The organism is Pseudomonas tohonis, from assembly GCF_012767755.2.
In the GTDB taxonomy this organism is placed as follows: Bacteria; Pseudomonadota; Gammaproteobacteria; order Pseudomonadales; family Pseudomonadaceae; genus Metapseudomonas; species Metapseudomonas tohonis.
In genome coordinates this window covers 5,471,576-5,484,526 of sequence record NZ_AP023189.1, presented here as the reverse complement: position 1 = coordinate 5,484,526, position 12,951 = coordinate 5,471,576, and the positions used below count along the sequence as shown (strand labels likewise).

The 12,951-nt window shown below is 65.4% G+C and carries 9 protein-coding genes; all 9 read right to left on the bottom strand.

Translation table 11 applies throughout. The annotated features are described in order from the left end of the window. Nucleotides 1-4 precede the first annotated feature (4 nt). Nucleotides 5-1,561, bottom strand: a complete 1,557-nt coding sequence (locus HSX14_RS25180; RefSeq protein ID WP_173172765.1) for an MBOAT family O-acyltransferase — start codon at nt 1,559-1,561, stop codon at nt 5-7. 172 nt (nt 1,562-1,733) lie between these two features. Continuing rightward, nucleotides 1,734-2,840 (bottom strand): mannuronate-specific alginate lyase, encoded by a 1,107-nt coding sequence (locus HSX14_RS25175; RefSeq protein WP_173172768.1) that lies wholly within the window; start codon nt 2,838-2,840, stop codon nt 1,734-1,736. A gap of 14 nt (nt 2,841-2,854) precedes the next feature. After that, on the bottom strand, nt 2,855-4,285 hold the full coding sequence (locus HSX14_RS25170) for an alginate O-acetyltransferase (protein WP_173172770.1): 1,431 nt from the start codon (nt 4,283-4,285) through the stop codon (nt 2,855-2,857). Nucleotides 4,286-4,296: 11 nt separating this feature from the next. Further along, nucleotides 4,297-5,856 (bottom strand): mannuronan 5-epimerase AlgG, encoded by a 1,560-nt coding sequence (gene algG / locus HSX14_RS25165; RefSeq protein ID WP_173172772.1) that lies wholly within the window; start codon nt 5,854-5,856, stop codon nt 4,297-4,299. A gap of 28 nt (nt 5,857-5,884) precedes the next feature. Then, the gene (locus tag HSX14_RS25160) at nt 5,885-7,336 is read right to left on the bottom strand and encodes an alginate export family protein (RefSeq protein ID WP_173172774.1); all 1,452 of its coding nucleotides are present in this window, start codon (nt 7,334-7,336) and stop codon (nt 5,885-5,887) included. 10 nt (nt 7,337-7,346) lie between these two features. After that, a complete protein-coding gene (algK, locus tag HSX14_RS25155) occupies nt 7,347-8,696 on the bottom strand; it encodes an alginate biosynthesis TPR repeat lipoprotein AlgK (RefSeq protein ID WP_173173116.1) in 1,350 nt (449 codons plus the stop codon). 40 nt (nt 8,697-8,736) lie between these two features. Next, a complete protein-coding gene (locus HSX14_RS25150; protein WP_111260088.1) occupies nt 8,737-9,906 on the bottom strand; it encodes an alginate biosynthesis protein Alg44 in 1,170 nt (389 codons plus the stop codon). A 26-nt stretch (nt 9,907-9,932) separates the two neighbouring features. Then, nucleotides 9,933-11,414 (bottom strand): mannuronan synthase, encoded by a 1,482-nt coding sequence (gene alg8, locus HSX14_RS25145; RefSeq protein ID WP_173172776.1) that lies wholly within the window; start codon nt 11,412-11,414, stop codon nt 9,933-9,935. Nucleotides 11,415-11,530: 116 nt separating this feature from the next. Further along, nucleotides 11,531-12,841 carry a GDP-mannose 6-dehydrogenase gene (algD, locus tag HSX14_RS25140; RefSeq protein WP_031288261.1) on the bottom strand — a complete coding sequence of 437 codons (1,311 nt, stop codon included), beginning with the start codon at nt 12,839-12,841 and terminating at the stop codon, nt 11,531-11,533. Nucleotides 12,842-12,951 lie beyond the last annotated feature (110 nt).

The window sequence follows — 12,951 nt, the reverse complement described above, 5'->3', positions numbered from 1 at the left end:
CTCCTCAGAACTGGAAGTAGAGGAAGGGGGAGAAGCTCTGCGCCGAGAGCTTCAGGATCGAGGCGGCGAACAGCACCAGCAGGGCGATGCGGGTCGCCAGCATCGGCAGCTGGGTCATCCAGGCCTGCTGCCAGACCAGGCCGCCGCTCGGCGAGTAGGCGATGGCCGCCGGGTCATTGGCGCCGCCCTGCTGGGTGCGCGGCTGGGCGGTGGCCGGGCCGTTGGCGTCGATGTGTTCCTCGGCACGGGCCTTGGGCGCACCGGCCAGGGGCTTGGTGTAGAACTGGCGGATGCCGAAGATGGCCAGCACCACGTAGGCCAGCACCAGGGTGGCGATCTGCAGGCTGGTCAGCTGGGCGCGGTTGAGCTCGGAGAGGCCCAGTTCGCCGAAGCTGAACATGGCGGCGTACATGCGCCAGGCGACGTCGAGGTTTTCGGCGCGGAAGATCACCCAGCCGATCACCACCAGGAGGAAGGTGAAGGCCCAGCGCAGCGGGTTGAGCACGCGCGGCGCGGCGTCGACGCCCAGGGCGCGTTCGATCGCCAGCCACATGCCGTGCCAGGCACCCCAGATGATGTAGGTGAAGTTGGCGCCGTGCCACAGGCCGCCCAGCAACATGGTGAGGAACAGGTTGCGGTAGGTCTGGAAGGTGGTGCCGCGGTTGCCGCCCAGGCTGATGTACAGGTAGTCGCGCAGCCAGGTGGAGAGGCTGATGTGCCAGCGCCGCCAGAACTCGGTGATGGACTGGCTGATGTAGGGCTGGTTGAAGTTCTCCATGAAGCGGAAGCCCATCATCAGGCCGAGGCCGATGGCCATGTCGCTGTAGCCGGAGAAGTCGAAGTACAGCTGCGCGGTGTAGGCCAGTGCGCCGAGCCAGGCATCCCCCGTGGTCGGGTCGGAGAGGGCGAAGCAGTGGTCGGCGATGGGCGCGATGCTGTCGGCGATGAAGACCTTCTTGATGAAGCCCTGCATGAACCGGGTGCAGCCCTCGGCGAACTTGTCGACGGTGTGGGTGCGGTGGTTGAACTGGTCGACCAGGTCGCGGAAGCGCAGCACGGGGCCGGCGATCAGGTGCGGGAAGATCGCCACGAAGGCCGCGAAGTCGATCAGGTTGTGGGTCGCCGGGGTGTCGCCACGGTACACATCGATGATGTAGCTGATGGACTCGAAGATGTAGAACGAGATACCGATCGGCAGCAGGATGTGGGTGAGGACGAAGGGCTCCATGCCGAACGAGGTGACGATGGCGTTGAGGCTGTCGACACCGAAGTTGGCGTACTTGAAGTAGCCCAGCACGCAGAGGTCGACCACCACGCCGAGGATCAGCCATTTCTGCGCCGTCTTCGTGCGGACCCCGGCGGCGCCTATGCGCAGGCCGATCCAGTAGTTGAACACCGTGACCGCCGCGAACAGCGCGAGGAAGTCTATCCGCCACCAGGCGTAGAACACGTAGCTGGCGACGAGCAGCAGCAGGTTTCGATAGCGCGTCCCGACCAGGTAGTACAAGCCGAGGAAGATCGGCAGGAACAGGAACAGGAACACGTTTGAAGAAAAGACCATCCGAGTCTCTCCACTTGTACGTCAACTTTCTGGGCCGCCGCCGGACGTTCCAGCCCGGTGTGCGACCCGCCATTCCCTCCCCAGGGTGTGGCGTTCAAATCCTTGCGCCGCCGCGTCTGCTGCGCGGTCGGTTGATTCCCAAAGGCGCCTCCCGGAAGGGGAGGGCGCTGCATCAGCTACCGCTGCCGCCCTCCTTCTTCGGGTGGAAGACCTGGGTGATGTCGCCGCCCAGGCGGAAGGTCTTGTAGGGGCCCATGGAGTCCTTCCACTGCACGGTGTCGGGCTTGCAGCCGTAGAGGGCGCACCAGGGCTCGAGCCAGGCGAACTTGGCGTGTTTCCCCAGTTCGTCCATGTCCTGGTCCTCGCCGGTCCTGTCGTCGAAGGGCTCCTGGTCGTCGACGCCGGCGATGACCTTCTCGCCGAGGCGGCGCAGGGCACCGTTGTTCTCCTCGCGCAGGTCCACGCCGTTGGCCTGGGCGAACGCGGCGATCATCGCCAGCGGCGGCAGGCTGTAGTTGTGGTAGGCGAGGGCGCGTTGCCGGCGCTTGAGCTCGTTGGGCAGGAAGCCGTCCTGGTCGACCTGGCTGGCGGCGACGCGGAACTGATCCACCGACCAGTCGAACAGGTCGCGGCGGTTGGTGGCGACGGCCGTGGCCATCACCGACCAGGCGGCCCAGTAGGAGTGGTTGTTGATCTTCTTCAGCGGCAGGCCGCTCCAGTCGTGCACCGTCTGGTCGGCCAGGCGCGAGAACCAGGATTCGATGACCTGGGTCTGGCTCTTGTAGGCGTCCAGCGGGTGGCTGTCGGAGAACTTCAGCCGCAGGTAGGCGGAGGACAGGCTGCCCAGCGCCCATTTGCGGATCGACTTGCCGGTGTGGTTGTACTCGGTGCTGAGCAGGGCGTTGGCCTGGGCCCAGCTGGTCATCCACTGCAGGGCGCATTCGAGCTGCGGACGCTGCCCTTCGCGCATGTAGACCATGACCATCTTGTTCACGCCGCGCTCCATCTCGGTGATGTCGGCGGTCTTCTCGCGGAAAGCCTTCTCGGCTTCCGGGTTGAGGGTCGCGCGGGCCTTGTCCGAGCCTTCGTACTTGCTGCGGAAGTCGAGCTTGGCCGTGTACGGCTGCGGCGGCGCCTTGCAGGCCTCGGGCTTCTTGTCGTCGATATCCACCGGTGCGTAGTAGCCGCGTGGCGGCACCAGGTCGGCGGCACTCGCCTGGCCGACGAGCAGGCAGCCGCCGAGCAGGCAGGGTGCGAGCAGGCTGAGTGGATGCTTCATGGGGACCTCCTTCCTCACTCGGCCTTGGCCGTGAGGGTGTCGCCGCCGTTGCCGGGTCGCTTGCACAGGGTCACGTCGACGCTGAGGTTCTCCGGCATTTCTTCGGGGCTGTGGATTTCCAGGGCGAGGACGTTCAGGTCCCGCCAATCGGGGTCGTCGCGCAGTTCGAAGACATAGCGACCACCGGTGTCGACGCGGTCGCTCTGCTCGATCTTGAAGTTCTCGCGGCGGCCGTTGAGGTACCAGATGGTGGCCTTGGACTCGTGCACGGACGGGTCGCTGAAGGTCAGGTCGACCTGGTAGTCGCCGCTGCGGATGTCTTTCACCGGCGCGTTCTGGCCGTTGACGAAGACCTCGTTGGCGCCGGGCTTCATCTTCACCTTGTTGTGCATCACCGCCTTCCGGCCTTCGCAGCCGTTGTCGACCAGCGGTACGGCCTGGCGGTAGAAGCTCTTCTGCGCCATGTCGTAGTGGGTGGCGAATTCCCAGACGATGATCTTCGGCGGGTTCTCGTGGAATTCCTTGCTGCTCATGTACTGCAGCAGGGCGCTGTCGAAGCCGCCGCCGCTGACGGCCATGTTGAGCACCTCGGCGCCGCTGTGCTGCTGCAGGAAGCCGCCGAAGTTGTACGCCGGGCCGCTGTTACTGGTGCCCACCAGGACGATCTGCGGGTTCGACTCGTCGCCGAACAGGCTGTCGCCGCCGGCGTCGCCCGAGGCTTCGGTCTCGTAGCGGTCGACGTACTGGGTGGCGTAGGTGGTGCCGCACAGCTGGCCGGCGGTCTTGTGCAGGGTGCCGGCCTTGGGCAGCAGGCCGACGACCTTGCTGGAGAACTCCTTCTTGGGGATGTCGGCGAAGCCGGGCATCTCCTTCAGCGTCTCGGCCACCAGCTTGGCGGTGCGGTCGGCGCCGGCCGGGGTCCAATGGTGGTCGGCCTTGAAGTAGTAGTCGGTGTCCACGCCCTTCTCGTCGAACAGCGGCGAGAGGTCGGTGACCCAGATGCCGGTCTTGCGGAAGTCTTCCACCGTCTTGAGGTAGTTCTTCTTCGCCAGCTCGAAGTCGAAGCGGGCCTTTTCTTCATCGGTCAGCTTCTCGCGGTTGATCAGCCCGCGGGTGGGTTGGTAGACCACCATCAGCTCGATGCCCTTGGCCTTGAGTGCGTCACGCAGGCGCTTGAACTCGCTGTAGCCGTAGGGGGTGGTGCCGAAGTCGGTGCGCAGGTCGTTGCGCGAACGGAACAACCAGTCGTCCTTGGCCTGCACCAGGGCGGTGAAGAAGCTCAGGTACTTGGTGTTGTAGGTGTTCGGGTTCTGCGCCGTGGCGCACAGCGGACCGGTGCGCTGCACGCTGTACTGCGGTTCGGCCGCCTGGGCGGTGTGGGCGCCGGCCAGCAGGGCGGCGGCCAGGGCGGAGGGGGCGAACCAACGGGTGCTGTTCTTGTGCATGATCTGTTGCCTCAATCCTGGAGTTCGGCCTGGCTTTCGACGGGGTCGATGAGCACCGCTTTCTTGCGGCGCACCATGAGGTCGAGGATTTCTTCCTGTTTCTCGCCCAGCACGCCGGCGAAGCTGATGCCGGTGGACTTGCTCGGGGCGAGCATCTCCACGCGGTAGAGCTCCACGGAGAGCGGCGAGTCGATGGACAGCGGGCTGGAGCCGTTACCGGCGAGCTTGCCGCCGACCACGATCATCGAGACCTTGGTGTCGAAGGGGTCGAGCTCGATGTCGCGGTCGGTATCGGACAGGTCCTTGATGTGCCCGTACACGCCGGTCAGCCCGTTGGCGATGGCGAGGTTCTCGTACAGGCGAATGTTCACGCTGTTGCGCAGGCGGATGCCGTGGCGCTGGTTGTTGACGATCTTGTTGCCCCACAACAGGTTGTTGGAGCTCTCGTACAGGGTGATGCCGTCGGCATGGTTCTGGTAGACCTCGTTGTAGGCCACCAGGTTGTTGACCGAGTTGCGGTCGATGACGATGCCCGAGAGTTTGTTGTCGTAGGTCTTGTTGTTGATGATCCAGCTGTCGTCCACCTCGCGGGAGATGATGATCCCGTGCTTCTTCTTGGTCCCGAACACGGTGTTCTCGGCGATGATCAGGCCGTGGGAACGGTCGTGCGGGTCGATGCCGTAGACGATGTTGTCGCGGTAGGTGTTGCCCTTGATCACCACGTCGCGGGCCTCGTAGCAGTAGAAGCCGTACCAGTGGTCGACGAACTCCGAATCCACCAGCCAGCCGGTGGGTTCCGGGCGCTTGAGGCGCGCGTGCATGCCGGGGGTGTACTGGGTGATGGAGACGCCGTAGGACTTGGAGTTGTTGTAGCCGAGGCTGGTGACGGTGCTGCCGACGATGTACAGCTCGCTGCCGCCCCAGGAGACCAGGAAGGGGCGGAATTCGTCGGGCGTGCGGAAGGTCGCCGGCGTCTTGTCCTGCTCGCGCCAGGCGGTCAGCCGGGTGCCGGTGATGAACAGCTTGCCGTCGTTGACCAGGAAGGCGCCGCGCTCCTGGGAGAGGCGGAAGTCCTTGGTGTCCTTGCCGATCTCGAGGTTCGCGTCCTGGGCCACCACCACGGGCAGGCGGGCGATGTACACGCCCGGCTCGGTCTCGCTGAACTGGCTGTCGGGCAGGGCCTTGGCGATGTCGGCGGGGGTGACGTGGCCGCCCTCGATGAAGATCGCCTGGGGCATGCCGCGCTGGCGGGTGACCCATTCGCGCATGCGCTCGTTGCCGCCGATGAAGTCCTTCAGGGCGTCCTGTTGCAGCATGCGCCGCACCACGACCTTGCCCTGTTTCGAGCGGTCGATCTTCGCTTCCACCGCCTGGGCGGTATAGCCGGAGAGGTCGGGCAGCGTGGGCGCGTCCAGGTGCAGCTGGTCCACCGGCGCGCTGGTGACGGTGTAGTTCTTGGTTTCCTTGAGCTCCTTGGCCGGTTCGGCGGCCTGGGCCCAGGGCGCTGCGATGAGCAGCGCGCCAAGTACCACTCCGCTGAGCGGCAGTGGGGTTCCGATGGGGTTTCTCATGGCTGTTCTCCCTTCGCGCATGGCGGCCTCAGAAGCGCCAGATGAAGTCGACGAAGGCGCGATGCATCAGCGAGTCGGTGCCGCTGCCATAGGCATCGCCCGGCTTGAACACGCCACCACGGAAACGCACCAGCGCGGAGGCGTCGTCCATGTGCTCGGCCATCGAGGCGGGCAGCAGGCCCTGCTTGAAGTACTTGGTGACGACGAAGTCGAGCTCCTGGCCGACGTCTTTCTCGCCGTCCTCCAGCGGGGCGATGATCCCGGCCTGGCCGACGTCCTGGTTGTCGTCGACACGCCAGAAACGGTGGTAGACGACGCTGGCGTCGTAGTCCTCGCGCAGCTGCCAGGAGGCGAAGGCGGTGCCCACCTGGAGGTTGCTCAGCTCGCCGCGGAAGGCTTCGCCGAAGCGGTGCATGCGCGAGTTGGTGCCGGTGAAGTTGGAGCGGTTGCTCTCCATGCCGGTCTGGCGGAACTGCTCGGAGCTGTCGTCGTCGCCACCGCCGCTGCCACGGGCGTAGGCACCGCCGACCTTCCACTGGTCGTTGATATTCCAGCGCAGGCCGAGGTCCAGCGCCCAGGCGTCGACGTCGACGTTGCGCGAGCCGTTGGCGAGGCGGTCGTTGCCGACCACGGTCTGGTTCAGTTCGTCGATGTCGCCGGTGAGCCAGGTGGCCTGGGCCCAGTAGTTGAGGGTCTCGGGCGAGCGGCGGTCGAAGAAGCCGTTGTCGGCATTGATGCCGAGCCAGGTGAGGTCGCCGGTGTAGCGTTTGTCGAGCGGGTCCACCACTTCGCCGTTGTCGGGCAGGCTGCCGTTGTCGCGGCTGTGGTGGAGCTTGAGGCCGACCCAGTGGTTGGGCATCCACTGGGTGGCGACGTCGCCGAAGAAGTGCTGGCGGTCCTTGTCCTCGGGGGCCAGTTCGTCGATGTCGGTGCGGTACTCGCTGAAGCGCTCGGCGACGCCGACGTTGGCGGTCAGCAGGGTGGTGTCGAAGGTCCAGCGCAGGGCCTCGATGTTGGTGTCCCACCAGGTGCCTTCTTCGCTGCGTACGCGCTGGCGGCCGAAGCGCAGGTGCTCGCCCGGGTAGGCGGTGAGGCCGGCGTAGTCGACCCAGAATTCGCGCAGGGCGAGGTAGCTCTTGTCGGGTTCGCGGCCGTCGCTGTTCTGGCTGGATTCGCTGTCGATGTCGCTGGATTCGATAGTGTCGGTCTCGACGATGTCGGTCGCGGTCACCGCCTGGCCCATGGCGAAGGCGCTCCACTCGCCGCGCTGGCCGTAGACCCAGGGACGCAGGTCGAGACCGATGCCGTTGACGTCGCCGCCCTTCTGGGTGCCGAGGTCGCGGTCGTCTTCGGACTGCGCGGTGATCTTGATGTCGAGGCCGAAGTTCTTGTCACTCATCTGCACGGCGAAGGCGCTGCTCGCGGTGATCAGCGTCATGCCCAGGCCCAGGCTTGCGTTCGTCCAGAGATTGAATTTCATAGCGGTTCCTTCAAGGGGTCTGCATGGCTTGCATCTGGGCGGCGTCCTGCAGGGCCGCGCCTCGGAGCTGACGCTCCTCGCGCAGCAGCTGCTCGGCCCGGGCGCGTTCCGCAGGCTGCAGTTGTTGTTCCACCGCCTGGGCCAGTTCGGTGGCCTGGGGTGTATTCTTGGGCAGCGCGAGCTGGCTGAAGACGTAGGCATTGACCAGGTTGGGCTGGATGCCCTTGCCCTGGGCGAACATCTGGCCGAGGGCGAAGTCGGCGTTGATCTGGCCGCTGCGCGCGGCGCTCAGCAGGTAGTCCAGCGCCTTGTCCGGGTAGATGTCGCCGAGGTAGCCGCGGATGTAGATCTGCCCCAGCAGGTAGTTGGCGGCCGGCTCGGTGGGCGCGGCCTTCATCAGGTGTTCCTCGGCCTTGCGCGGGTCCTGCGGCAGCAGCTTGCCTTCGTAGTAGAGGCGGCCCAGCAGCAGCTCGGCGCGCGGCAGTGCGGCTTCGCGGCCGTGGTCGAGGTACTCCATCATCTTGTCGATGTCGCCCAGGCCCGGGTACTCGTAGAGCAGCTTGGCGAGGCTGACCCAGGCGGCGGGGTAGGTCGGGGCGATCTCTTCGAGCATTTCCTGGGCCTTGCCTTCGTCGGGCTTGCCGCCGAGCTCGGCGTCGGCCAGCACCTGGGCCACCGAGTCCACGCGCTGGGCGGGAATGACGCCTGCGTGGTAGCCGTTCATCAGCTGGGCGACCAGGGCCTTCTGTTCCTCGGCCTTGCCCTGCTTCTGGTACACGGTGGCGAGCTCGACGTAGCAGACGTCGGCCTGGGTCAGGGTGCGCTTGCAGATGTCCTCGATCTCGCCCAGGTGCTGGTCGTAGGTGCCCTGGCTCCGATAGAAGAGGATCTGCGCCAGCTCGGCTTCGGGCTGGCCGTCGGCGCGCCACTGGGCGATGCGCTGCTGCACGTTCACGCCGGGGAAGTCCTGCGGGAAGGTCAGGTAGAGCATCACCAGGGGCAGCAGGCTGCTCGGCTCGCCGGCCTTGAAGGCTTCATCCAGCAGCTTGGCCGCTTCCTGGCGCTCGGCCGGGGTGGCGTCGGGCTTGCGCGCCAGCAGCTTGCCGAGGCGGGCCTTGGCGCGCGGGGATTCGTCCATGGCCTGGCGGTAGATCTGCTCGGCCTGGCGCATCTGCTCCGGGTCACCGCTGTTGACCTGCAGGTCGGCGAGGCCGACCTGGGCACTGACGTAGCCCAGGTCCGCCAGCTGGCGGTAGTTGCGCTCGGCGGTGGCGGTGTCGCCACGCTTGAGCGCTTCGTTGGCCAGGCGTTGGTCGGGCAGGCCGGCACAGCCGGCCAGCGCGACCGCGGCGCCGAGCATCAGGTAACGGGATGGGAATGTCGCCACTGCGGGTCCCTCCTCAGAAACCGGCCGCCAGGGCGCGGTCGATCATCCAGTCGAAGGACGGGCCACGGTCGATGCTGACTTCCACCGGCTGGCCGGCGAGCTTGCTGTCCAGGGTCTGGTCGGGCTGGATCACCACGCGGATGTCGGAGGACAGGCCGCTGTCGATCAGGCTGCTGCTGATGATCTTGCCGTGGCGCGGGCTGTCTTCGCCGGCCACCTGGAAGGTGACGCTGGCGCCGGGCTTGGCCTGGGCAAAGTTGCGGTAGGGGAAGCGGGCGCTGACGGTGGCTTCGAAGTCCTGGGGCACCAGTTCGAAGATGACGTCGCCCTTGCCGGCGAACTGGCCGTCGGCGACCAGCTGGCGCGCCACCTTGCAGTTGCAGGGGCTGGTCAGGGTGCCTTTCATCTGCTTGCCGAACAGTTCCTCGACGTTGGCCGGGGTGAGCTGGTCGTCGGTCAGGTGGCCCTTGAGCATCTCCAGCATGGTGGCGGAGAAGGAGGCGATGGGGGCGCCCTTGTCCACGGTGGTGCCTTCGCCGCCGATCAGGCTCTGCACGGTGCCTTCGCGGGGCATGGTGACCTGCATGCTGGGCACGGCGACCATGCCGGACTCGGCGTGGGTCACGAAGTACAGGCCGTACAGGGACTTGAAGATGAAGCCGAAGGCGGCCAGGCCGACGATGAACAGGCCGGCGCTGAAGGTCACCGCCTTGAGGCGGCCGAACACGCCCATGCCGCCACCGTTGCCACCGTTCTTGCGCGGCTTGGTGAAGTTCTCGCGCTGCAGGGTGTTGAGCATGTCGCCGGCGCTGATCACCTCACCGGACAGGTGGGCGCTGATCAGGTAGCGCAGGGTGGCGATGTCGCGCGGCTTGAGGCTGTGGAACTGGCAGCCGGCGCGGCCGCTGTCCAGGTCCACGGTGCGCACCTGGAATTCGACGTCCAGGCCCAGGGTCAGGCTGTCCAGCTGGAACAGCATGCGGCCCTGGTGGTAGTCGCCGACCTGGGCGCGGTGCTTGGGCCCGGTCTGGAAGGAGAAGCCACCGGCGGAGAGGTCGAGCAGGCGGTGCTCGACCCGTTCGTTGTTGGCCAGGTAGCGGATCTTGGCCGGTATCTTGACCCGGGCGTGCTGGCGCTGGGCTTCGGATTCGTGCACCACATTGACGTTGACGGCTGTATTCATGGCTTGGATTTCCTATTCAAGTTCTGTCACACGAACGCCATCAGCGTGGCGACGAATACGCTGGTTGCGGTGAAGGTCATGGCGCGTGAGGACCAGGTGTTGAACCAGCGCGTGAAGCTGGCGAGATCACGGTTGAGCTTGGTGTTCTGGCGCGTCCAGGACTGCTGGTCCAGGCGGAAGAAGACGTAGATCTTCACCAGAGCGCCGACGATCTGGTTGTAATAGAGGATCAGCGGGTAGGCCGGCCCTATGTGGTGCCCTGAAACGCTCAGCAGCAGGGTGAGGATGAAGCGGGTGAGACCGATCCACAGCAGGTACACGAGCAGGTAGGCGATGCTGTACTTGATGCTGGCGATGATGGCGACGGCCAGGCCCAGCAGGCAGGTCCACATCGATACGCGCTGGTCGCTGAGCACCAGGGTGGTGAACCAGCCCAGGCGGCTCGGCCCCAGGCGCAGGGCCCGGGAGTTCTGCCGCAGGTTGTTGCCGTACCAGCGGAACATCAGCTTGCGGCTGGCCTTGATGAAGCTCTTCTCCGGCGGGTGCTCGACGGTGTTGATCGCCGCGTCCGGCACGTAGAAGGTGTCGTAGCCCAGGCGCATCAGGCTGTACCAGCTGGACTTGTCGTCACCGGTGAGGAACTGGAAGCGGCCGAGGCGCCAGTGGTCCAGGTGGTCGCTTTCCACGTCGGCGATGAAGTCCGGGTCGGTCACGACCTTGGCGCGGAACACCGACATGCGCCCGGTCATGGTCAGCACCCGCTTGGAGAGCGCCATGGAGCACATGTTGATATGGCGCTGGGCGAAGCGCAGCTTGTGCCACTCGGACATGATGTAGCTGCCACGCACCTCGCAGAACTCGTTGGTGGTGAGGCCGCCGACATTGGGGAAGAGCTTGAACCAGGGCACGGTCTTCTTCACCACGCCTTCGGCGAGCACGGTGTCGCCATCGACCACGGCGACCACGGCGTTCTCGTCCGGCAGGCGCCGGGAGATGGCGCGGAAGCCGTAGGCCAGGCCGTCGCGCTTGCCGGTGCCGGGGATGCGCACGAAGTCGAGGGTGACGTGCTCGGGCGGGTTCATCTTCGCCCACAGGCCCTTGACCAGGAGTTCATCGGACAGCTCGACGATCGAGCACACCACGGTGGTGGGGTAGCCGCAGTCGATCGCTTCCTGGATCACCGAGCGGTAGACCATGGCGGTGGTCAGCGCGTCGATGCGAAAGCTGGTCACCAGCAGGAACACGTGGGACGGGTCCGCCGCTTCGCCCAGCTTGCGGACCTTGCGCCGGTAGTGCGGGTAGACCACATAGAGGAACAGCATGCCGCGGATGAAATGCAGGCCGCCCATGGAGTAGCGCCAGATGCCGACCAGGCCGATCAGCAGCAGGAAATGCTTGGAGTCGGGGTCGAAGACCGACTTGGGCAGGGCCAGTGCGAGCAGCCCCAGGCCCGTCAGGTAGAAAAGCCAACCCGCCGCCTCGTTGAGGCTTAGCTTGAGCTTGTCCATACGATTATCCATTCCGTCGTTGGCGCCGGACAAACCTCGGGCGTGGGCGCGGCTTCTTGTTGTTCGCCGACCCGAGGTTCATCACTTGCGTTGCGCTTAGAAGCTGGTGTCCGGGATTACCAGCAGATGCCTTCGGCCTGTGCGTTGGTCGCCTTGGGCATGAAGCCCACCAGGTCGATCACGCGCTTGCCTTCGGGCGCCCGTTGCGCCAGCGGAGCGAAGAGCTCGTCACGGTTGCCGAGGACGATGATGTCGGCATCGCCGACCACGCCGTCGAAGTCGCTGTCGAGCAGGGAGGACACATGGGGAATCTTCGATTCGATGTAGTCCTTGTTGGCGCCGTGCACGCGTGCGTACTCGACGTTGCGGTCGTAGATGCGCAGGTCGAAGCCCTTGCCGATGAGCATCTCGGCCAGTTCGACCAGGGGGCTCTCGCGCAGGTCGTCGGTGCCGGCCTTGAAGGACAGGCCGAGCAGGGCGACCTTGCGTTTCTCCTGGGCGGCGATGATGTCGAAGGCCTTCTGCACCTGGTAGGCGTTGCTGCGCATCAGCGAGCCGATCAGCGGGGCCTCGACGTCCAGGGAGCTGGCGCGGTAGTTGAGGGCGCGCACGTCCTTGGGCAGGCAGGAGCCGCCGAAGGCGAAGCCGGGGCGCATGTAGTACTTGGAGAGGTTGAGCTTGTGGTCCTGGCAGATCACGTCCATCACTTCGCGGCCGTCGACACCCACCGCCTTGGCGATGTTGCCGATCTCGTTGGCGAAGGTGACCTTGGCGGCGTGCCAGACGTTGCAGGTGTACTTGATCATCTCGGCGACCTGGACTTCCTTGCGGATGATCGGTGCGTCGAGTTCGCGGTACAGGGTTTCCAGCAGGTCGCCGGAGGCCTTGTCCAGTTCGCCGATGACGGTCATGGGCGGGAAGTCGTAGTCCTTGATCGCGGTGCTTTCGCGCAGGAACTCGGGGTTCACCGCGACGCCGAAGTCTTCGCCGGCCTTCTTGCCGGAGCAGTCCTCGATGATCGGGATGACCACGTTCATCACGGTGCCCGGCAGCACGGTGCTGCGGACGACGACGGTGTGGCGCTCGGACTTGTCGCGCAGGGCGAAACCGATCTCGCGGCAGACGCCTTCGATGTAGTCCAGTTCCAGGTCGCCGTTCTTCTTGCTCGGGGTGCCGACGCAGATGAAGGAGACTTCGGTGTCGCGGACCGCGGCGGCGACATCGGTGGTGCCGCGCAGGCGGCCGGTCTTGCGGCCTTGCTGCAGGAGCTCTTCGAGCCCGGGTTCGACGATGGGGGACTTCCCGTTGTTGATCAGGTCGATCTTGGTGGTGGAGACATCTACACCGACAACTTCATGACCACGAGCCGACAGGCAACCGGCACATACTGCACCGACATAGCCCAAACCAAAGATGCTGATACGCATCGCATTCACCTCATCCATTTAGCACGCTGTTAATTGGTGGCATAATCGCCACTTCCGTTTTGCAGCCGTTACATTCAATTCGTAACTTTCAGCTGCGTGCAGGCATGACA